Here is a 19515-nt window from a genome sequence, read left to right on the forward strand (position 1 = left end):
TTGTGGATGTGGGGGGGTCTGCGGGAAGAACAAGAAGACAAGCACACCCCCCCTAGAATTTTGATAGTTTTTTTATAATCCCCCGAGAGGTGTGAGGCGGCACCGAGCACCAACGCCCGGGGTGTGGCGGCGCGGGGTGGGCGCGCACGCGGGCGGGGGCGCGAAACGACTGGGGGGCCGCCCCCCCCCCGCTCGTATCGCCCGGCGCGCCGGGCTGCGCTCAGGCCTTGCTCAGCCCGTAGATCGGGCTCTTCGCCTGCTCGGCCTCGTGGTCGGGCCCGAGCGGGATGCCGCTGCGGTCGCGCAGCAGCAGGCTCGCCACGAGCCCGAGGAGCGTCATGCCCGCGAGATACCAGGTGACCGACATCGTCGTGCCGGTCGCGTCGACGAGGGCCGTCGCGATCGACGGCGCGAACGCCCCGCCCAGGATGGCGCCGATCGCGTAGGAGATCGAGACGCCGGAGAAGCGGATCGACGCGGGGAACAGCTCCGAGTAGAGCGCCGCCTGCGGCCCGTACGTGAAGCCGAGGCCGATCGTGAGCACCGCGAGCCCGAGGAAGAGCAGTCCCACCTCGCCCGTGTTCACGAGCGGGAACAGCGCGAACACGCCGCCGAGCTGCAGCACCCAGCCGATGAGGTAGGTCGTGCGGCGTCCGATCCGGTCGCTCAACCAGCCCGCGAACCACGTCGAGAGCAGCCAGGTGACGGCCGAGCCCGCGACCGCCCAGAGCACCGGGCCGCGCTCGAGCGCGATCGGGCCCTCGGGGTTCGTCGCGTAGTTCTGGATGTATCCGCCGGTCGTCATGTAGCCGACCGCGTTGTTGCCGGCGAAGACGAGCGCCGCGATGATCACGAGCAGCAGGTGCTTGCGGAACAGCTGGATGATCGGCATCCGCGTCTGCTCCTTGCGGTCCGCGATCTCGACGAAGACCGGGCTCTCCTCGACGCTGCGGCGCACGTAGTAGCCGATCAGGATGAGCACGACGCTGAGCAGGAACGGGATGCGCCAGCCCCACACGAGGAAGGCGTCGCCGGGCGCGATGACGGCCATCAGGGCCATGGTGCCCGAGGCGAGCAGCAGGCCGAGCGGCACGCCGATCTGCGGGGAGGCACCGAAGAGGCCGCGCTTCGTCCGCGGCGCGTGCTCGACCGCCATCAGCACCGCGCCGCCCCACTCGCCGCCCGCCGAGATGCCCTGCACGACGCGGAGCAGGATCAGCAGGATCGGCGCCGCGACGCCGATCGCGGCGTAGGTCGGCAGGAGACCGATGAGTGCCGTGGCGACACCCATCAGGATGAGCGTCAGCATGAGCACGAGGCGGCGGCCGTACTTGTCGCCGAGGTGCCCGGCGAGGAACGCGCCGAAGGGGCGGAACAGGAAGCTGATGCCGACGGTGAGGAAGGAGAGCAGCGTGCCGACGCCCGGACCCGCCGGGGCGAAGAACAGCTCGCCGAACACGAGGCCCGCCGCCGAGGCGTAGATGAAGAAGTCGTACCACTCGACGGTGGTGCCGACGACCGTGGCGAAGACGACTCGCCTGCGGTCGGCCGCCTGCGCGATCGTGCCGGTCGGGGTGAGCCCCGGAGGGTGCTCTGCTGCGCTCATGGCTGACTCCTTCGTCTGATCAGGGGCTCGGTGAGCGAGCGCCGCACGATCACCGAGGGCGGTCGCGACGAGGGGGTCGTCGACGACCGGCATCCATGATGATATACGATTTCAGATTTCTTCTCGACCCGACCGCACGCGAGCACGCTCAGGCGTGGTGCAGGGCCGCGAACTCCTCCGGCGGGAACGTGGTGTCCGTGTCCCCCAGCAGCAGCGCGCGGTACGTCGCGGTCGCCGCCTCCTCGAGGTTCAGCGCCCGCCGGAACGCCATCGCCACCGAGTCCCCGAGCGCCGAGCAGCCGTGGTGCCCCATCACGATGCAGTCGTGCTGGCGCGCCTGCTCGGCGGCGCTGTCGGCGAGCGCGTCGGAGCCGTTCGGGAAGAACGGCGTGCGGCCGATCGAGCGCACGTAGTACGCGTGGTCGAGGGTGATCAGGCGGATGTCCCGGCCGAGCGCGTCGAGCAGCACCGCGTGCTGCGGGTGCACGTGCACGACCGCGTGCACATCGGGGCGCACGGCGTAGCTGCGCTGATGCAGCTTCCACTCGCTCGACGGCGTCGCGCCGGCGAGCACCTCCCCGTCGAGCGTCATGACGGCGAAGTCGTCCGGGGTCAGGCGGTCCAGCCAGGTGCCGGCGCCGGTCACGACGAAGCGCTCCTCGTCGATGCGGGCCGAGAGGTTGCCGCCGGATGCGAGGGCGAGCCCGCGGGCGACGATGTCCGAGCCCACGCCCACGAGTTCGGCGACGAGTTCCCGCGTGCGGGCGTCGAAGGCGGCGGATGCGGCGGGCGCCGGGGATGCGGCGGTCATGCGGTGATCCTCTCGGGGGTCGGGAAGGTGCCGAGCCCGTCGTCCTTCGGCGAGCGCAGCAGGAAGGTGAGGCCGAAGCCCACGAGGTACAGCGAGGCGATGATCCAGACCGTGCCCTGGATGCCGATCGGCGTGACGAGCCCGGCGATGACGGGGCCGACGAACTGACTGAGGCCCGCACCGAGGTTCAGGATCGCGACGGCGGCCGCCTTGTGCTGCGGGGCGAGCAGCGGCACGATCGCCGAGAGCGGCACGAACATGCCGAGCGCGAGGCCGTAGACGATCGCGATGGCGATGGTGATGCCGAAGTTCGGGCCGATCGCGGTCGGCACGTAGTAGAGAGCGAGCACGGTGACGAAGCAGCCGATGCCGCCGGCCCAGGCCACCACGTTGACTCGGCCGATCCAGTCGGACAGGTACCCCGAGATGAGGTTGGCCGCGACGTTCGCCGCGAGCATGGTGCCCCAGATCGCCTGCCACTCGGCGAGGCCGAAGCCAACGTCGCGCACCATGTACGTCGTGAGGAAGACGACGAAGGCGTAGAACGAGAGCGTGTTGATGATGCGCACGACGCCGCCGACGCCGACCTTCGGATTCGACGCGACGATCGTGATGCTCGAGACGACGCCCTTGACGCTGTTCGCGAGCGTGACCTTCTGCGTGACGGGGTTCCGCAGGAGGAAGAGCACCATGAGGCCGCCGACGACGACGAAGGCGAGCGCCATCCAGAGCGTCGCGAGCTCGCCGATGACCGGGATGACGGCGCCGGCGAAGTAGGAGCTCAGCACGCCGAGGCCGAGCGTCGAGAAGAACCAGTACCAGCCGACCGCGCGGCCCATGACCTGCTCATCGGTGCCGATGGTGATCCAGACGAGGAAGCCGTAGGCGAACATCGGGTAGCCGAGGCCGCGGATGCCGAAGGCGAGCAGCATGACGCCGTAGTTGCCGCCCATCACGCCGAACACGAGGAAGACGAGTTCGAAGACCACCCAGATGGCGAAGCCGAGCATCATCACCCGCTTCGGCCCCCAGGCCTCGGCGAGGGCGCCGCTCAGCCAGGCGGCGACCGCGACGACGATGCCGTAGACGGCCCAGAGCGTGGCGACCTGGCCGGCCTCGAAGCCGAGCTCGTCGAGGTAGGGCGACAGGAAGCCGGCCTCGATGCCGTCGCCGATCATGAAGATCGTCAGGGCGACGAAGCCCCAGGCGAGCGGGCGGGCGATGCCCTGCGTGCGGAGCAGCCGGCCGAACCAGGTCTCGGTGCCGGCCGTGGGGGTGGCGGTCATGGGTGGACTCCTCATTGAGTGCGCAGTCTCGCTGCGATACATCGGGGGATCGTGTACATTTGTTCACAAGAATGAACTTCTGCTCAGTCATCATCCGGCGAAGCCGTGGCGCTGTCAAGCCCGGACCCGGGACTGGGCCCGGCACGACGGTCGCGCCGGGGCAGCGCATGGGAGGATGACGGCATGCTCTTGGGTCGCGTCGCACGCATGTACTACGAGCACGGCTTGACGCACCAGGAGATCGCCGACACGCTCGGCGTCTCCCGCATCCGCGTCACCCGGCTCCTCGCCGAGGCCCGCGAGACCGGCGTCGTCGAGATCATCGTGCACGTCGAGGAGTCGCTCTTCGCCGACGACGAGCGCGACCTCGCCGCCGCGTTCGGGCTGCGCCAGGTGTGGATCTCCCCCAGCGTCGCCGACGAGCAGAAGGCCGCCCGCGCCTTCGCCAGCGTCGGCGCCGAGGCGCTCGCCGCGAAGCTCGACCGCGACGCGGTGGTCGCGCTCGGCCTCTCCACGGCCGTCGCCCTCGTCGCCGAGGAATTCCCGGAGCAGCCGCTCGCCGCGAGCTTCGTGCCCGTCGCCGGCAGCGTCAGCGGACTCGTCAACGGCGCGAACCCGCACGAGCTCGCCCTCGCCTTCGCCCGCCGCACGAACGGCCGCGCGTTCCACCTGCCCGCCCCGCTCCTCGCCGCCTCCCCGGAGGCGGCCGCGGCCTCCCTGGCCGACCCCGGCGTCCGCGAGGTGCTCGAGCTCGCCGCCCGTGCCGACACCCTCGTCGCCGGCATCGGCGGCACGGCGCGCGGGCAGGGCCTGCTGCTCTCCTCCCTCGGCGAGGCCGAGCGCGAGCGGCTCCTCGCCGACGGGGCGGTCGGCGACCTCGCCGGACGGTTCTTCGACGCGGATGGCGAGGCCGTGCACGGCGCGCTCGATGCGCGCGTCGTCGGTCTCGGCCTCGACGAGCTGCGGGCCATCCCGAACCGCCTCGGAATCGCCCGCGGCGAGACGAAGCTCGCCGCGCTGCGCACCGCGCTCTCCAGCGGGCTCGTGAACCTGCTCGTCACCGACTCCGACACGGCGAAGGCGCTCCTCGCCGGCTGAGCGCGGCGCGCGCAGCCGGCGAGTCCCGGGACCGGCTACACCGCCCGCTCGGCGAGCGCGCGGGCATTGGCCACACCCGGCACCTCCTCGCCGGCGAGCCAGCTCCGCAGCGCGGTGGCCGCGATCCGGGAGTGCTCGGCGATCACGTCGTCGGAGGCGCCCGCGATGTGCGGGGTCATCGTGACGTGCTCGAACGAGAACAGCTCGGAGTCGCGCGGCAGCGGCTCCTCGTAGAAGACGTCGAAGCCGGCGCCCGCGATGCGCCGCTCGCGCAGCACCTCCATGAGCGCGGCCTCCTCGATGATCGCGGCGCGGCCGGCGTTCACGAGGAACGCGCTCGGCTTCATGAGCGCGAGCTCGCGGGCGCCGATCAGCCCCTCGGTCTCGGGCATGAGCGGCACGTGCACGGTCACGATGTCGGCGCTCGACATGACCTCGTCGAGCGGGGCGATGCGCGCCTCCTCGCCGAAGGCGTCGGCGGGCAGGAAGGGGTCGTAGACGAGCACGTCCATGCCGAAGCCGCGGGCCCGCCGGACCATCCGCCGCCCCACCGCGCCCCCGCCGAGCACGCCGAGGGTGCGCCCGCCGAGGCCGATGCTGCGGAAGCGCTCGTACGGTTCGAACACGTCGTCGGCGGTCCAGTTGCCCTCGCGGAGCCAGCGCTCGGAGGCGCTCACGTGGCGCACGGTCGCCATCAGCAGGGCGAAGCTCAGGTCGGCGGTGACCTCGGCGTTGCGGCCGGGCGTGGTGATGACGGGGATGCCGCGGGCGGTGCAGGCGTCGAGGTCAACGTTGACGGGCTTCGCACGGCAGGAGACCACCGCCTTCAGCGCCGGCGCGAGCGCGAGCGTCGCCGCGTCGACGACGTCGAGCTCCGCGACGATGACCTCCGCGCTCGCGAGCTCGGCCTCGAGGCCGCGGCTCGCGAGGGAGGCGCCGTCCATCGTCGCCTCGACGAGCACGACGTCGAAGGCGTCGGCGAGGGCGGCCGCGACGCCGGCGTCGAAGGCGGCGGTCACGAGGATCTTGGGTCGGTGGGTCACGGGGGCTCCTCCTCGGAGTGGATCGGTGAGTCGGTGGTCGGTGGGCCGGGACGGGCGCGCGGCGACGGGGCGCGGACGGAGGGCGGTGGGATGCCTCAGCCGGCGAGCCGCGTCGAGGCGGCACGGAGCCTCCGCAGCGCGGGCCAGTGCGGGCGCATCGCGTCGCGGATGGCGAGGAAGTCGCCGTACGCCTCGGCGTAGACGGCGGAGCGCTCGGCATCCGGTGCGAACACGCTCGTGTCGGGCGCGAGGGCCTCGACGGCCGAGGCGAGATCGTCCGCGTGCCCGGAGGCGACGAGCGCGAGGCTCGCGACCCCGCGCGCGCCGACCTCGGGGGCGTCCTGCCGGACGATCTCGCGGCCGGTCACGTCGGCGAGGATCGCGCAGAGCAGGTCCGACTCCGAGCCGCCCCCGCAGACGAGCAGCGCGCCGGCGACGCCGAGCACGTCGAGGCTCTCGCGCAGCGAGAAGGCGATGCCCTCGTAGCCCGCGCGCAGCAGCTCGGCGGGCGTCGTGGTGACGCTCATGCCGTGCCACGAGGCCGAGGCCGCCGAGTCGAGGAAGGGCGCGCGCTCGCCGCTCGGGGAGCCATAGGGCAGGTAGAGCACGCCGCCGGAACCGGCCGGAACCGCGGCGGCCTGGCGCTCGACCTCGGCCCAGTGGTCGCCGGTCAGCCCGAGCGTGGCACGCACCCAGTCGAGGTTCGGCGTGCCGGTCATGGGCGCCATCGACTCGAGCACCTGCGTGCCGCGACCGGTCGAGAGCACGATGCCGGCGTCACTGCGCACGTGCGCACGGCTCGGCTGATTGACGCCGACGAAGCCGGTGGTGCCGAGGATCGCGTAGCCCTGGCCGTCACCGATCGCCCCGAGGCCGACGCCGGCGGCCGCGGTGTCGACGAGGCCGACGGCGACGGGCGTGCCCTCCGGCAGCCCGAGCTGCGCGGCCGCGGCGGCGGTCACCCGACCGGCGAGCGACTGCGGATCGCGCACCTCCGGCAGGCCCGCCCGGATGCGCTCGTGCCCGAGCGCGTCGACGAGTTCGGCCGAGTAGGCGCCGGTCGCGGTGTCGAGGTAGGTGCGGGACGCCTCGCTCGGGTCGGTCGCGATCTCGCCGGTGAGCCGGTAGCGCAGCCAGTCCTTGCAGTTCAGCTGGTGGGCGAAGCGCTCCCGGGTCTCGGGCTCGGCCTCGAAGAGCTCCTCGGCGAGGAGCGGCAGCGCGCCCGCGAACAGCGGCGACCCGGTCGCACGCTGCACGGCACCGGCGCGGCCGTCGGCCCGCCAGGTCTCGAGCCGTTCCGTGGCGCGGCCGTCGAGCCAGAGCGCGGCGGGCCGCACGGGCCGCCCCTCGCGGTCGACGAACCAGGCGCCGTCGCCCTGACCGGTGATGCCGATGGCGAGGATCTCGGGGTCGTCGTCGGCGCGCACCTCCTCGAGCACCGCGGTGATCGTGGCGGACGCGGCATCCCAGATCCGATCCAGGTCCGCCTCGGCGCGGCCGCGGGCGTCGCGCTCGATGCGCACGCTCGATCTGGCGACGCCGGCGATCGTGCCGTCGAGCCGGAACGCGACCGACTTGACCGAGGTCGTGCCGGCGTCGATTCCGAGGACAATCGGGGTGCGTCTCTGCATGGGCCCATCCGAACATTAGTACGCGTGCGTGATCGATTGTTCACAGCGTACCTCGCGAACCGCGATCGGTCCAATGCCGTCCGCCCGCGGCGCATCCGTCCGCGCACCGCGATGCATCCGCCCGCGCGTTGCGTCCGCGCCAGTTCGGCCGCGTTGCGCCACCACTACTGACGCGCCGCCACGGAACTGGCGCTCGCGCGCGGCCGCAGCAGCCACCAGGCGATCGAGACGACGAGCACGCCGAGCAGCGCGCCCGCGGCGACATCGTGCGCGTAGTGCACTCCCTCGAGCACCCGGGCCGACGCCGCGACGATCGCGAGGACGAGCGCGAGCCAGACCGTGACCCGGCGCTCGGCGGCCAGGGCGATCACGGCGGCCAGGGCGAAGGCGACCGTCGCGTGGTTCGAGGGGAACGACCAGTCCCCCGCCGGCGGACAGTCCGCCGCGATCCCGCTCGACCAGCACGGCCGGCCCTGCCCGACGAGCAGCTTGATCCCCTCGCTCGCAGCGTAGGCGAGCGGCACCGCGGCGCTCGCGACACCGAAGCCCAGCAGCCGACGGCGGTCCCGGCCGCGCAGCAGGCGGATGGCGACGAGCAGCCACAGCCCGCCCAGCGATCCGAGCGCGACGAGCGTCAGCGCGCCGATTCCCGGCAGTGCCGCCGCCGGGGCGACCGCCTCGTGCATCCTCCCCGGCAGATTGCCCGGAACGACGGACAGGAGCAGGAACGCCGCGGCGAGCGCGAGCAGCAGGACGGCGGGCAGGAGGAGCGGATGGCGGAGCGACATGGACCTCGACCGTACGTGGACGGGCGTGAGGCGTCATCCGCCTCGAGTCGGCCCCCGCGTCATCCGTTCGATCGACATCGACCGCCGACCCTGAGTTTCATCAGGGGTGGTACTCGCTCCGGAACACGTCGTTCAACGTGACCGTCGTGAGCCCGCGATCGGCGATGATGCCGTGCAGCTGCGGGAACACCTTCGTCACCGGGTCGAAGTTCAGATGCCCGATCACGATGTGCTGCGGCAGGAACCACTCCCCCGCGAGGTCCACGATCTGCTGCTCCGACACGAGCCCCGAGTCGGCGAGCGAGCCGTACCAGAGCGTCGGCGTCGTGTATCCGATCGACGCGGCCGCGGCGATCACGCGGTCGTCGTAGTAGCCGAACGGCGGCCGGAAGAAGGGGCGCGCGTCGACGCCGTAGAGCGTTCCGAGCAGATCGTGGGTGCGCTGCAGCTCGTCGACGATCTCCTGGTCGCCGAGTTCCGTGAGGTCCGGGTGGCTCCAGGTGTGGTTCGCGAGCTGCACCTGCCCGGCGTCGACGAGGGGTCGCAACGCGTCGGCGTTGTCGGTCCAGGCGTCGTAGCAGCCCGTTGCGAAGAGGGTGAGCCGCACGCCGGTCGTCGCGGCGAAGGCGGCGTACGCGGCGACGACGGCGGAGTCGGTGCCGTCGTCGGCGGTCCACGCGAGCAGGGTCCCCTCGCCGGGCAGCCCCGTGATCGGCTCGGACGGGGCGTCGACCCGGTCGAGCACCGGTGCCGCCTGGCGGGTCTCGACGTGCACCGCGCCGGGCACCGCGGCCGGCCCCGGTCGCGGCGGCGGCGCGGTCGGCGTGCTCGGCGCCGTGGCGACCGGTGCCGCGGGACGCTCTCCGGCGCACGCGGCGAGGGTGCCGCTCACGAGCGCGGCGGCACCGAAGCCGAGGACGGCGCGGCGGGACGGTTCGCCGTGGTTCGCTCCGCTGCGCATGCCCACTCCCCCCGGGTGAACGTCGATGCCCTGCTCGCGGCGATCTTCGCACGGCGCCTGCGGCCGCGGCCGCCCCGGCGCGGCATCTCCCCGCGTTCTGGGGGTGCCGCTCGCGAGCGAGATCGCCGCTCGGATCGGCACGACGTGCGGGCGCGCATCGGGCTGACTAGGCTGCCCGGATGACGCGCGAGCACGACGCCCCGGACGACCACGAGCACCCCGGCGCACCGGAGCCGACGCAGGAGGAACCGCACGCGCACGGGCATGCGCCCGCGCACGACGAGGCCCACGCCTTCGACGGCGCCTACTGGGAGGCGCACTGGACCGAGGCCGACCCGCACGGCGCCGCTCCCCCGAACCCGCACCTCGCCGAGCTCGCCGGCCTCGCGCCGGGCACCGCGCTCGAGGCGGGCTGCGGCGAGGGCGGCGAGGCCCTCGCGCTCGCCGAGCGCGGCTGGCGGGTCACGGCGGCTGACGTCTCGGCTGAGGCGCTGCGGCGAGCGCGGCGCCGACCGGGGGCCGAGCGCGTCGAGTGGCGGCAGGCCGACCTCGGGAGCTGGGCGCCGAGCGAGCGCTTCGACCTCGTCACGACCTTCTACGCGCACCCGGCGATGCCGCAGCTCGACTTCTACGCGCGGATCGCCGAGTGGGTCGCGCCCGGCGGCACCCTGCTCGTCGTCGGCCACCAGCACGACCACGGGCATCCCGAGCAGGCGAGCGCGAGCGCCGACGCCGTCGTCGCCCGGCTCGACGCCGACGAGTGGTCGATCGCCGCCGCGTTCGAGCGCCCCCGCCGCGCCGTGGCACCCGGCGGGCGCGAGATCGAGCTGCACGACGTCGTGGTCCGCGCGGTCAGGGCGGCCTCCCCGGAGCAGCGCGCCGGCAGCCCTACGCTGGACGGATGATCGAGTCGGAGAAGCCCCGGTCCGCCGCCCCCGCCGTCGCATCGCTCTCGACCGGGGCCGTTCGCGGCCTCGAGGAGGGCGGCGTCCGCCGCTTCCTCGGCATCCCCTTCGCCGTGCCGCCCACCGGGACCCACCGCTTCGCCGCCCCCGTCCCCGTCGCGCCCTGGGAGGGCGTCCGCGCGGCCGAGCGGTTCGGGCCGACGGCGCCGCAGCCGCCGTACCGCGGCGCGCTCGGCGAGCTGCTCAGCTGCCCCGTGATCGAGGGCGACGACGTGCTCACCGTCAATGTCTGGACCGCGGCGGCCGCCGCCCCTGCCCCGGCGCCGGTCGTGCTCTGGCTGCACGGCGGGGCCCTCGAGCGGGGCGCTGCGGCTCAGCCCGGGTACGACGGCACGACCTTCGCGCGCGACGGCGTCGTCTTCGTCTCGGCGAACTACCGGCTCGGCGCCGAGGGCTTCAGCGTGCTCGACGGCGCACCCCGGAACCTCGGGCTGCTCGACGCGGCCCTCGCACTCGAGTGGGTGCACCGGGAGATCGCGGCGTTCGGCGGCGACCCCGCCCGCATCACGATCATGGGCGAATCGGCGGGCGGCGCGCTCGTCGCCGCCCTGCTCGCGCGCCCGGCATCCCGCGCCCTCGTCGCCGGCGCCATCATCCAGTCGGGCCCGCTCGAGGCGGTCGTGCCGGCGAAGGCGCGACGCGCGTCCGATGCGATCGCGGAGCGGCTCGGCATCCCGGCCACCCGCGAGGCCTTCGCCGCCGCGCCGACCGGCGAGCTGCTGCGGGCCCGCTCGGAGATCGCCGCCGGATCCTCGCCGCTGAACGGAGCGCCGGGCTTCGCGCTCGCGATCGACCCGGACACCCTGCCCGCCTCCCCGATCGAGGCGCTGGTCGATGCCGAGGTGCCGATCCTCATCGGCACCAACACCGACGAGTACCGGCTCTGGCTGAGCCCGGAGGCCCTCGGCGAGATCGGCCGGATGAAGGCCTGGCTCGCCCGGCGCGTGATGCGCATCCCCGAGCGCGCCGCGCGGGCGGTGCGCCGCGCCTACCCCGACGCCTCGCCGGGCGAGGTCCTCGGCCAGCTCGTCACCGACCGGCTGCTGCGCGCCCCCGCCACTCGCCTCGCCCGGTCGCGGATCGCGCCGACCTTCGTGTACGAGTTCGCCTGGCCGAGCCCGGTCCGCGAGCTCCGCGCGGCGCACGCGATCGAGATCGCGTTCGCCTTCGATCGGCTCGACGACGAGGACGCGGTGCGTCTGAGCGGGACGGATGCCCCGGCCGCGCTCGCGCGGGACATGCACGCTGCCTGGGTCGCCTTCATCGCGACGGGCGACCCCGGCTGGCCGGCGTTCACCGACGGGCGGATGACCCGGGTGTGGGACGAGCGCGCGCAGACGGTGCCGCAGCGGCGGGCCGAGGTGGTCGACGCACTCGGGTAGCGCGAGCGCCGGGGCGGGTGCCCCTACTCCGGCACGCGGTACGCGTACAGGTGGTCGTTCCTGGTGTCGTTCATCGCGTTCTTCAGGAAGACCGGCAGCATGAGGTCGCGGACCGCCGTCGCGAATCGGGATCCCCCGCCCTGCTTCTGACGGCCGAGCTTCCGCGCGTAGGCGACGACCGCCTCGACGCGCGGCCGACGCAGCCGCTCGAACTCGTCGAAGGCGGCGGTGGGATCGGCCTCGCGGCGGAGACAGCCCGCGAGCGTCGCCGCATCCTCGAGCGCGAGGGAGGCACCCTGGCCGGCGTTGGGCGAGGTCGCGTGCACGGCGTCGCCGACGGCGACGACGCGGCCCCGGTGCCAGCGCGGCACGTGCGCGAGGTCGAAGATGCCGTACGCCCCGATCTCCCCCTCCACGCCGTCGAGGATCCGCGGCACCGGGTCGGGATCGGCGGCGTGCGCCCGGCGCAGCTCGTCGAGCCAGGCGGATGCCGGCACGTCCCGCAGCGCGGCCCGGTCCCCCGCGGGGCGGCTCGGATTGGCGAACCAGTACACCGTGCCGTCCTCGCGGACGAGGTAGCCGAAGAATCCGCGGTCGCCGAAGACCATGTGCTGGCGGAGCGGGGTCGGTTCGAGCCCCGGCACCCGGGCGAAGCCGCCGACGCTGAGGATGCCGGTGTACGAGGGCTCCGGGGCGTTCGGGTCGATCCAGCTCCGCGTGAACGAGCCGATGCCGTCGCAGCCGATGAGCACCTCGCCCCCGGCACTGCCGCCGTCGGCGAAGCGTGCCGTGACGCGACCCGCCGCTTCCTCGATGCCGTCGAGCCGCGCACCCCAGGCGATCGGGATGCCCGCAGCCTCGACCGCGTCCCGCAGCACCTGGTGCAGCCAGGCCCGGCGGACGCCGACCGAGCCGCGTTCGGGCGCCCCTGCGGGGCCGTTCGGGACGGTGCCGAGCTTGCGGCCCCGGCCGCTCCACATCTCGAGGTAGGGGCTGAGGTGCCCGTCGGCGACGAGCCGCTCGCGCAGCCCGAGGGTTTCGAGCACCGCGAGCCCGTTGCTGGCGACGTTCAGGAACAGCCCGCCGTAGGAGTCGGGTTCGCCGCGCGATTCGAACAGCCGCACGTCCCAGCCGGCCCGGTGCAGGAACAGCGCGGTCGCGGGCCCGGCGACACCGCCGCCGATGATGAGCGCCTCTGGCATGGCTCGCCCTTCGCTAGATTGGAGGTGGACAGAGTCTCGAAGTTCGAGTCTCTCTATTTTAGAGAGGTTATCAGGTGGTCGACTCCTCCTCAAGCCGCGCGCGCGCCATCGCCGAGCACGCCGAGGCGATGCGGGGCTTCATGGCGCACGCCGTGCTGTTCCAGGACGCCGTCGCGCGCTCCGCCGGGCTCAACGGCACCGACCTCCAAGCGCTCGGCCTGCTGCTGAGCGAGGGGCCGGCCACGCCGGGCGAACTCGCACAGCGCACCGGTCTGACCGCAGGCGGGGCGATCACCACCATGCTCGACCGGCTCGAGCGGAGCGGATTCGTCACGCGCAGCCGCGACGAGGCCGACCGCCGCCGAGTGCTCGTGGCCGCCCTGCCGGAGGCCATCTTCGCCGCGGTCGGCCCCGTCTACGGGGGCGTCGCGGATCGCTGGAACGACTACCTCGACACCCTGAGCGAGGAGCAGATCCGCTTCGCGACCGAGTTCCTCGAGCGCGCCGCCGCCTTCAACCGCGACGAGACCGAGCGCCTGCGCCGGGAGCCGCGCGCGCGATCCTGACCCGAACGTCCGGCGGCCGGACTCCGTGCTTGCTCGCGTCGAGGCATCCTCGCTATGGTGCTTTGGATACTGAATCCAATGGAGGAATCAGCCCATGACGCCTGACGCCGGATCGCGCTCGCAGCTCAGCAGACGCGGCATGCTCACCGGAGCCGCCGCCCTCGGCGCCGGCTCCCTCGCCCTCGGGGCGGGCCCCGCCGCAGCCTCCCCGCTCCGGGCGCCGAACCACCGCACCAGGGTCGTGCTCGCGGGCACCGCCGGCGGCCCGCCGCCGCAGGAGGGCCGGCTCGGCATCTGCACCGCGCTCGTCGTCGAGGACCGCGTCTACCTGATCGACCTCGGCCCGGGGGCGGTGACCGCGTACGCCCAGGCCGGCCTCACGATGGAGCAGATCCGCGCGGTCTTCGTCACGCACCTGCACTCCGACCACCTGGCCGAGGTCTACAACCTGTTCTGGCTGAACTACGGCGCGCCCGGCGCCCGCGGGAACATCTCGCAGCGCGTCGACGTCTACGGGCCCGGGCCGGCCGGCGCCGTCCCGCAGGCGCCCGGCGCTCCCGTGCAGCAGCCGGATGCCCCGACGCCGGGACTCAGCGATTTCCTCCGCACCGCGGTCGCGGCGACGGCGTACGACCTGAACACGCGGATGGCGGAGAGCCGCAAGCCCGACATCTGGAACGTCATCGCGCCGCACGATCTCGAGCTGCCCGACGTCGGCGCGAGCCCGGCGAACCGCGTACCGATCATGGAGCCGTTCCAGATCCTCGACGACGGATTCGTGCGCGTCAGCGCCATCCTCGTCGACCACCCGCCCGTGTTCCCCTCCTTCGCGTTCCGCTTCGACACCGCCGACGGCTCGGTCGTCGTGAGCGGCGACACGGCCCCGTCGGACAACCTGGTCCGGCTCGCCCAGGGCGCCGACGTGCTCGTGCACGAGGCGTACGACCACGACTACTTCGCGGCGATCAACCCGCGGTTGGCGGAGACGTTCTCACGCACGCACACCCGGTCCGAGCAGCTCGGCGAGCTCGCGACGCGGGCCGGCGTCGGCACGCTCGTGCTCAGCCACCTCGTGCCCGCCGGCATCCGCGAGGTGCGCGACGCCGTCTGGAAGCGCAAGGCGCGCACCGGCTTCCGCGGCGAGGTGATCGTGGGCCGCGACGGCGACGCGATCGGCGTCGGCCGGAAGCGGAGGTAGTGATCTGCCGAGAGCGGAACGAAGTCGAGGCCCCGGCCGCCCTTGCTAGCGTCGGAGGATGGACGAACTCCTCGCGCCCGTGCTCGCCCACCTCGATCGTGCCGAGCCGGGTGAGTTCGCCGGCGTCTACCTGTACGGCTCATCCGTGTCGGGCGGCCTCAGGCCCGACAGCGACATCGACCTCCTGGTGCTGACGAGGCGCTCGCTGACGACGACCGAGCGCGAAGAGTTGACCCGCGTGCTGCTCGACTCCTCGGCCTGGTCGGGGCACGCCGACACGTTCCCCGAGGCGGCGGAGGGGCGCTCGCTCGAGCTCACCTGCGTGGTGATCGGGGCGGATGGCCGCTGGCCCGAGCCGGCGGTGCACGATTACCAGTTCGGCGAGTGGCTGCGCGCCGACATCCTGGCCGGCTCGACGCTGGAGCCGACTGACGACCCGGACGTCCCGATCCTGCTCGCGACCGCGCAGACCGCGCACCGCGTGCTGCGCGGCGCGCCGCTCGCCGACGTCGTCCAGCCCGTGCCGATGTCGGCGCTCACCGAGGCGATGCTGGGGATCATCCCCGACATCCTCGAGGAGATCGTCGGCGACGAGCGCAACACGCTCCTCGCCTTCGCGCGCATCGTCACGACCCTGCGCACCGGGGGCGACATCGTGCCGAAGGATGTCGCGGCCACCGCCGTGGCCGCCACGCTGCCGCCCGACGCACGGGCGCTCATGGAACGCGCGCGGGACGGCTACCTCGGCGTCGCGGCCGATGACTGGACGGGACTCGGCGAGGAGGTCACCGCGCTCTCGCACGCGCTCGCGCGGCACGCCGAGGAGCTCGCCGGCCGCGCCGCGACGCCGGGGCGCGAGTAACCAGCACGGAGCCCGCCTGGCCAGCGGTACCCTGGCCGGTGACGCGGAACGGAGGACGAGTGCGGGAGGTCTCTCGTGGCGGCATCGCCCTCTCCGTCGCACTCGGGCTCATCGCCGGCTACGTCGACGCGGTCGGGTTCATCGAGACGAGCGGGCTGTTCGTCTCCTTCATGAGCGGGAACTCGACGCAGGCCGGGGTCGAGCTCTGGGACGTGGGGCTCGCCGACGCGCTGCTGCCGCTAGGGCTCGTCGCCTCGTTCGTCGTCGGCGTCGCCCTGGGCGGCGCGCTCGGTGCGCACGGGACGAGGCGCGCCTGGATCATCGCCGCGGCCGCAGCGGCCGTCGCGGCGACCGCGGCGCTCGCTCTGGTCCCGGACGCCGCCTGGCGGTTCGGGCTCCTCGCCGCCGCGATGGGCGCGCTCAACACGCTCTACCTCGCCGACGGGCGTGCACGCGTCGCGATCACCTATGCGACAGGGACGCTCGTGAGCCTCGGCCTGGCGCTCGCGGCGCTCGTCACCGGACGCTCCAGGACGGCGTGGCGGCGCCCGCTCCTGCTCTGGGGCTCGCTGGCCGGCGGTGCCGTCATCGGGGCCGCCGCGCACCGCGCGCTCGACGGGCTCGCGCTCCTGCCCGCAGCGGGCGGGCTCGCGGCGATCGCGATCACCATCGCGGTCACCGTCGCGCAGGCAGGGCGGGCCGGCCGGGCCTAGGCGGGCGGGGCGATGGCTGCGCGCCGCGAGGTCTCGGCCGACGCATGACGTGGACCGCCGGCGACCGCTCGGGCCGGCGCTCGCTCCGCTCGGCTACGCCGGCACGCGGTTCAGCAGCACGTATCCCTCGGGCACGGCCGCTTCGAGCGCCGCGTTCGCGGTCGCATAATCGGGGCCCTCCGCCTCGATGGGCTCGCTGCGGTCGGCGCGGATCACGCCCTTCGCCGTCGTGATGCCCTCCTTCATCGAGAAGTGCGCCTGGATGAGCACGTGCCCGGCAGGGACGAGCGCCACGAGGGCGTCGTACGCGGAGCCCCGGTCGTGCCCCTCGGCGACGAGCTCGGTCGTGGCGACGGGGCGGATGGATCCGATGAGGCGCATGCCTCGATCGTAGGGCTCGCTGCGGCCCCGCCGAGCCAGGACGAGCGCGGCCCCGAGGTGCCGCCCCGCGAAAGCCCAGGGATGCACGCCCCGGGAGGCCAGGTAGGATGGAATGCGCTTTCCCACACACGACCTCGATGGGAGACTCTCTGATGCGGATGACCATCCTCAGCGGCGCGGGTCGATCGGCCGACCCCTGGCACCCGTACGCGGAGACATCTGCGGCGATCGCCGAGCTCGGTTCGGCGACCGGTTTCGAGGTCGAGGCCGTCCCCGGCGCCCTCGAAGGACTCGCCGAGTTGTCGGAGCGCTCCTCGCTCGTCGTCGTGAACGCGGGCGATCCCGAGGGCCCCGGCCTCGATGGCTCCGTGCCGAGCGCCCCGGCCGACGCCGAGCTGAGCGCCCTGGCCGCCGAACGGTTCGATGCCGCACTCGATCGCGGCATCGGCATCCTCGTCGTGCACTCGGGGGCGGCCGCCCTGCGCGAGGTGCCGGCCTTCGGCGCTGCGCTCGGCGCCCGCTGGGAACGTGGCCGTTCATGGCACCCCGACCAGGGTGATGCCAGGGTCCTCGTCGTGGGTGATCACCCGATCGTGCGGGGCCTCGGCGACTTCGAGGTCTTCGACGAGCGGTACACCGACCTCGTCCCGAACGCCGGCTTCGAGGAGACGAGCACGGTGCTCGCCGCCCACGAGGAAGCCGGCCGGATGCATCCGCTCGCGTGGGCCCGCGAGCTCGGGCGGTCGCGGCTCGTGTACTCAGCACTCGGGCACGACGCACGGTCGTACCGATCGGCCGGGCATCGCGCGTTGCTCACCGGCGCGCTGCGCTGGCTCGCTGCGACCTAGCAGCGTTGCGGGCGAGTCCGGCCACTCAGCGCTCGGCGGGGCCGTCCTGCCAGCCGCCCGACCAGGCGGCGCGATCGAGCGGGAGCTCGCGGAGCGCGTCGAGCAGCCCACCGGGCAGCTTCACGGCGAGCAGCGCGTCGGTCGCGTCGAGATCGGCGGTCGTGCGCATGCCGATGATCGTGCGGTCGATGCGCGGATCGTCGGTCGAGAAGCGGAGCGCGGCCGCGGCGAGCGGCACTCCGGCCTCGGCGCAGAGCAACGCGGCGACGGCGGCCGCCTCGACGATGCGCGGGTCGGCGATGTCGTAGGCGTAGCGGTCCGTCGGCGGCGGCCACGCCGTGAGGAACCCGCCACCGTACGGTGAGGCATTCGCCGTGTCGACGCCGAGCGAGTGGGCGAGGTCGAGGAGCGCGTCGGCGCTCCGGTCGACGAGCGTGAAGCGGTTGTGGGTGATGAGCGCGTCGAAGTGCCCGGTCTCGAGAAAGCGCCGCATCAGCGCGGCGGGGCCGCCCGCGACGCCGATCCGCAGCACCGTGCCCGCGGCGCGCGCTTCCACGAGCGCCGCCATGGGGCCGTCGACGGCGGTCACCTCGGCCCACGAGATGTTCTCCGGGTCGTGCAAGTAGACGAGTGGGAGGACGTCGAGACCGAGCCGCTCGCGGCTCTCATCGATCGAGCGGCGAACCCGGGCGCCCGTGAACTCCCCGCTGCGCATATCGCGGTCGGCCTTCGTCTGGATCACGATGCCGTCTGGCACTCCGCCGAGGGCCTGAATCGCCCGCCCGATCCGGCGTTCGGTCTCCCCGTGCCCGTAGTTGTTCGAGGTGTCGATGGCGCGGACGCCGCTGCCCCCGAAGATCCGTGCGACGAGCCCGGCGGTCTCGGCTTCGGGGGTGTCCACCGTCGGAGAGGCCTCGTTCCATGCCACCCACGAGCCGGTGCCGGCTGCGAGTGCGGGTGCCGTCGTCGTGGTCAATCGAGCTCCTTCGATCCGACCCCGACCGCCACGGCCGGGAAGATGCTGCTACATTCGCTCGAGCAGGAATGCGTATTCCTGCTCGATCGAGGCGATGCTAGCCCGCCCTCGGTCTCGTCTGCAAGGAGGCTTGATGCGCACCGACCCGATCGCAGGGCGAGCCCGCCCCCGCGCCGCCTTCGTGATGCGCGACGGGCTCGTCGACCGGCTCTTCACCCCATCGCAGCTCGCGGCCCTCGACGGGCTGCTCGCGGTCGAGGGAACCGGTTCGTTCGACTCCCTCGCCCCGGTGCCTCCCGAGACCGAGGTGCTCATCTCCGGCTGGGGCTGCCCGGCCATCACTCCGGCGGCGCTCGAGCGCCTTCCCGGGCTGCGCGCGATCTTCCATGCGGCCGGGACCGTCAAGGAGCACATCGATCCGTCGGCCTGGGAACGCGGGATCCTCGTCACCACGGCCGCCGCGGCGAACGCCCTGCCCGTGGCCGAGTACACCCTCGCCGCGATCCTGCTCGCAGGCAAGGGGGTGCCGTCGATCATCGAGGCCTACCGGGATCGGCCGGAGCTCGATCTCGAGCAGGAGTTCCCTCGGATCGGCAACCACCGCCGCCGGGTGGGGATCCTCGGCGCCTCGAAGATCGGGCGGCGCGTGATCGAACTCCTGCAGCCCTTCGACGTCGAGGTGCTCGTCAGCGACCCGTACCTCCGAGCCGACGATCCGCTCCACGGCCAGGCGACCGAAGTCGGGCTCGAGCGCTTGTTCGCCGAGTCCGAGGTGCTGAGCGTGCACGCCCCGCTCCTGCCGGAGACGGTGGGACTCGTGAGCCGCGAGCTCATCTCGACGCTGCCCGGCGGAGCGGTGCTCATCAACACCTCCCGAGCGCCGATCGTCGATCAGGACGCGCTCGTCGAGGCCGCGACGGCGGGGCGGATCAGCGCGATCCTCGACGTCACCAGCCCCGAGCCCCTGCCGCTCGACCACCCGCTCCGGTCGACGCCCGGCATCGTGCTCACCCCGCACGTGGCCGGCGCCCTCGGCAACGAGCTCCACCGCCTCGGCGCCCAGGTCGTCGACGAGGTCCGCCGCTACGTGGCCGGCGAACCCGCCGCCCACCCCGTCGGACTGGCCGATCTCGCCGCCATGGCGTGATCGGGTTGACAGCGGGCAAGCGCATGCCTAGCATCAGGAAAGCGCATTCCC

At 73.3% G+C, this 19515-nt stretch carries 19 protein-coding genes; 9 read left to right on the top strand and 10 right to left on the bottom strand.

Annotation, left to right across the window (positions count from 1 at the left end):
* Positions 1-220: 220 nt before the first annotated feature.
* The 3 genes from ROT00_RS16650 to ROT00_RS16660 all read right to left on the bottom strand — a co-directional run bounded on the left by ROT00_RS16650 (position 221) and on the right by ROT00_RS16660 (position 3703).
* Complete coding sequence (locus ROT00_RS16650; RefSeq protein ID WP_404776156.1) at positions 221-1606, bottom strand: MFS transporter; 1386 nt, start codon at positions 1604-1606, stop codon at positions 221-223.
* A gap of 148 nt (positions 1607-1754) precedes the next feature.
* The gene (locus ROT00_RS16655; protein ID WP_404776157.1) at positions 1755-2417 is read right to left on the bottom strand and encodes a class II aldolase/adducin family protein; all 663 of its coding nucleotides are present in this window, start codon (positions 2415-2417) and stop codon (positions 1755-1757) included.
* Positions 2414-3703 carry an MFS transporter gene (locus ROT00_RS16660; protein ID WP_404776158.1) on the bottom strand — a complete coding sequence of 430 codons (1290 nt, stop codon included), beginning with the start codon at positions 3701-3703 and terminating at the stop codon, positions 2414-2416. The genes ROT00_RS16655 and ROT00_RS16660 overlap by 4 nt, the downstream gene beginning before the upstream one ends.
* Before the next feature lie 183 nt (positions 3704-3886).
* Between ROT00_RS16660 and ROT00_RS16665 the strand changes: the two genes are divergently transcribed.
* Entirely contained in the window at positions 3887-4801 is a 915-nt protein-coding gene (locus ROT00_RS16665; protein ID WP_404776159.1) for a sugar-binding transcriptional regulator, read from the top strand.
* A 35-nt stretch (positions 4802-4836) separates the two neighbouring features.
* On the opposite strand, the gene ROT00_RS16670 is transcribed toward ROT00_RS16665, so the two are convergent.
* The 4 genes from ROT00_RS16670 to ROT00_RS16685 form a co-directional block, all read right to left on the bottom strand.
* Entirely contained in the window at positions 4837-5844 is a 1008-nt protein-coding gene (locus ROT00_RS16670) for an NAD(P)-dependent oxidoreductase (protein ID WP_404776160.1), read from the bottom strand.
* Between the two features lie 95 nt (positions 5845-5939).
* Entirely contained in the window at positions 5940-7475 is a 1536-nt protein-coding gene (locus ROT00_RS16675; protein WP_404776161.1) for an FGGY family carbohydrate kinase, read from the bottom strand.
* Positions 7476-7639: 164 nt separating this feature from the next.
* Complete coding sequence (locus tag ROT00_RS16680) at positions 7640-8263, bottom strand: phosphatase PAP2 family protein (protein WP_404776162.1); 624 nt, start codon at positions 8261-8263, stop codon at positions 7640-7642.
* A 100-nt stretch (positions 8264-8363) separates the two neighbouring features.
* Positions 8364-9224 carry a polysaccharide deacetylase family protein gene (locus tag ROT00_RS16685; protein ID WP_404776163.1) on the bottom strand — a complete coding sequence of 287 codons (861 nt, stop codon included), beginning with the start codon at positions 9222-9224 and terminating at the stop codon, positions 8364-8366.
* A 179-nt stretch (positions 9225-9403) separates the two neighbouring features.
* Here ROT00_RS16685 and ROT00_RS16690 point away from each other — a divergent pair, with 179 nt between their 5' ends.
* Together ROT00_RS16690 and ROT00_RS16695 are read left to right on the top strand one after the other, a co-directional pair.
* Positions 9404-10129: a class I SAM-dependent methyltransferase gene (locus ROT00_RS16690; RefSeq protein ID WP_404776164.1), complete on the top strand. Its 726-nt coding sequence runs from the start codon at positions 9404-9406 to the stop codon at positions 10127-10129.
* Positions 10126-11571 (top strand): carboxylesterase/lipase family protein, encoded by a 1446-nt coding sequence (locus ROT00_RS16695; RefSeq protein ID WP_404776165.1) that lies wholly within the window; start codon positions 10126-10128, stop codon positions 11569-11571. Before ROT00_RS16690 ends, ROT00_RS16695 begins: the two co-directional genes overlap by 4 nt.
* 23 nt (positions 11572-11594) lie before the next feature.
* Here the strand turns inward: ROT00_RS16695 and ROT00_RS16700 are convergent, their stop codons facing one another.
* Entirely contained in the window at positions 11595-12773 is a 1179-nt protein-coding gene (locus ROT00_RS16700; RefSeq protein WP_404776166.1) for an FAD-dependent oxidoreductase, read from the bottom strand.
* Positions 12774-12847: 74 nt separating this feature from the next.
* On the opposite strand from ROT00_RS16700, the gene ROT00_RS16705 reads away from it, so the two are divergent.
* The 4 genes from ROT00_RS16705 to ROT00_RS16720 all read left to right on the top strand — a co-directional run bounded on the left by ROT00_RS16705 (position 12848) and on the right by ROT00_RS16720 (position 16112).
* The gene (locus tag ROT00_RS16705; RefSeq protein ID WP_404776167.1) at positions 12848-13339 is read left to right on the top strand and encodes a MarR family winged helix-turn-helix transcriptional regulator; all 492 of its coding nucleotides are present in this window, start codon (positions 12848-12850) and stop codon (positions 13337-13339) included.
* 94 nt (positions 13340-13433) lie between these two features.
* The gene (locus ROT00_RS16710) at positions 13434-14537 is read left to right on the top strand and encodes an MBL fold metallo-hydrolase (protein WP_404776168.1); all 1104 of its coding nucleotides are present in this window, start codon (positions 13434-13436) and stop codon (positions 14535-14537) included.
* Positions 14538-14595: 58 nt separating this feature from the next.
* The gene (locus ROT00_RS16715; RefSeq protein ID WP_404776169.1) at positions 14596-15399 is read left to right on the top strand and encodes an aminoglycoside adenylyltransferase domain-containing protein; all 804 of its coding nucleotides are present in this window, start codon (positions 14596-14598) and stop codon (positions 15397-15399) included.
* 38 nt (positions 15400-15437) lie between these two features.
* Entirely contained in the window at positions 15438-16112 is a 675-nt protein-coding gene (locus tag ROT00_RS16720; RefSeq protein WP_404776170.1) for a YoaK family protein, read from the top strand.
* A 93-nt stretch (positions 16113-16205) separates the two neighbouring features.
* Here the strand turns inward: ROT00_RS16720 and ROT00_RS16725 are convergent, their stop codons facing one another.
* Entirely contained in the window at positions 16206-16493 is a 288-nt protein-coding gene (locus ROT00_RS16725; protein ID WP_404776171.1) for a hypothetical protein, read from the bottom strand.
* Between the two features lie 158 nt (positions 16494-16651).
* On the opposite strand from ROT00_RS16725, the gene ROT00_RS16730 reads away from it, so the two are divergent.
* Positions 16652-17341, top strand: coding sequence for a ThuA domain-containing protein (locus tag ROT00_RS16730; protein ID WP_404776172.1), 690 nt, complete (start codon positions 16652-16654; stop codon positions 17339-17341).
* Positions 17342-17366: 25 nt separating this feature from the next.
* Here the strand turns inward: ROT00_RS16730 and ROT00_RS16735 are convergent, their stop codons facing one another.
* Positions 17367-18317, bottom strand: coding sequence for an aldo/keto reductase (locus ROT00_RS16735; protein WP_404776173.1), 951 nt, complete (start codon positions 18315-18317; stop codon positions 17367-17369).
* 133 nt (positions 18318-18450) lie between these two features.
* On the opposite strand from ROT00_RS16735, the gene ROT00_RS16740 reads away from it, so the two are divergent.
* Positions 18451-19464, top strand: coding sequence for a hydroxyacid dehydrogenase (locus ROT00_RS16740; protein WP_404776174.1), 1014 nt, complete (start codon positions 18451-18453; stop codon positions 19462-19464).
* Positions 19465-19515: the final 51 nt, after the last annotated feature.

It is taken from the genome of Agromyces mediolanus, assembly GCF_044917495.1.
GTDB lineage: Bacteria > Actinomycetota > Actinomycetes > Actinomycetales > Microbacteriaceae > Agromyces > Agromyces mediolanus_B.

What these genes read in the sequence shown, in the direction of transcription:
- ROT00_RS16675 (WP_404776161.1), bottom strand. Translation starts at nt 7,475, where the DNA reads ATGCAGAGACGCACCCCGATTGTCCTCGGAATCGACGCCGGCACGACC.
- ROT00_RS16660 (WP_404776158.1), bottom strand. Translation starts at nt 3,703, where the DNA reads ATGACCGCCACCCCCACGGCCGGCACCGAGACCTGGTTCGGCCGGCTG.
- ROT00_RS16680 (WP_404776162.1), bottom strand. Translation starts at nt 8,263, where the DNA reads ATGTCGCTCCGCCATCCGCTCCTCCTGCCCGCCGTCCTGCTGCTCGCG.
- ROT00_RS16710 (WP_404776168.1), top strand. Translation starts at nt 13,434, where the DNA reads ATGACGCCTGACGCCGGATCGCGCTCGCAGCTCAGCAGACGCGGCATG.
- ROT00_RS16665 (WP_404776159.1), top strand. Translation starts at nt 3,887, where the DNA reads ATGCTCTTGGGTCGCGTCGCACGCATGTACTACGAGCACGGCTTGACG.
- ROT00_RS16695 (WP_404776165.1), top strand. Translation starts at nt 10,126, where the DNA reads ATGATCGAGTCGGAGAAGCCCCGGTCCGCCGCCCCCGCCGTCGCATCG.
- ROT00_RS16715 (WP_404776169.1), top strand. Translation starts at nt 14,596, where the DNA reads ATGGACGAACTCCTCGCGCCCGTGCTCGCCCACCTCGATCGTGCCGAG.
- ROT00_RS16685 (WP_404776163.1), bottom strand. Translation starts at nt 9,224, where the DNA reads ATGCGCAGCGGAGCGAACCACGGCGAACCGTCCCGCCGCGCCGTCCTC.
- ROT00_RS16740 (WP_404776174.1), top strand. Translation starts at nt 18,451, where the DNA reads ATGCGCACCGACCCGATCGCAGGGCGAGCCCGCCCCCGCGCCGCCTTC.
- ROT00_RS16690 (WP_404776164.1), top strand. Translation starts at nt 9,404, where the DNA reads ATGACGCGCGAGCACGACGCCCCGGACGACCACGAGCACCCCGGCGCA.
- ROT00_RS16655 (WP_404776157.1), bottom strand. Translation starts at nt 2,417, where the DNA reads ATGACCGCCGCATCCCCGGCGCCCGCCGCATCCGCCGCCTTCGACGCC.
- ROT00_RS16730 (WP_404776172.1), top strand. Translation starts at nt 16,652, where the DNA reads ATGACCATCCTCAGCGGCGCGGGTCGATCGGCCGACCCCTGGCACCCG.
- ROT00_RS16725 (WP_404776171.1), bottom strand. Translation starts at nt 16,493, where the DNA reads ATGCGCCTCATCGGATCCATCCGCCCCGTCGCCACGACCGAGCTCGTC.
- ROT00_RS16700 (WP_404776166.1), bottom strand. Translation starts at nt 12,773, where the DNA reads ATGCCAGAGGCGCTCATCATCGGCGGCGGTGTCGCCGGGCCCGCGACC.
- ROT00_RS16650 (WP_404776156.1), bottom strand. Translation starts at nt 1,606, where the DNA reads ATGAGCGCAGCAGAGCACCCTCCGGGGCTCACCCCGACCGGCACGATC.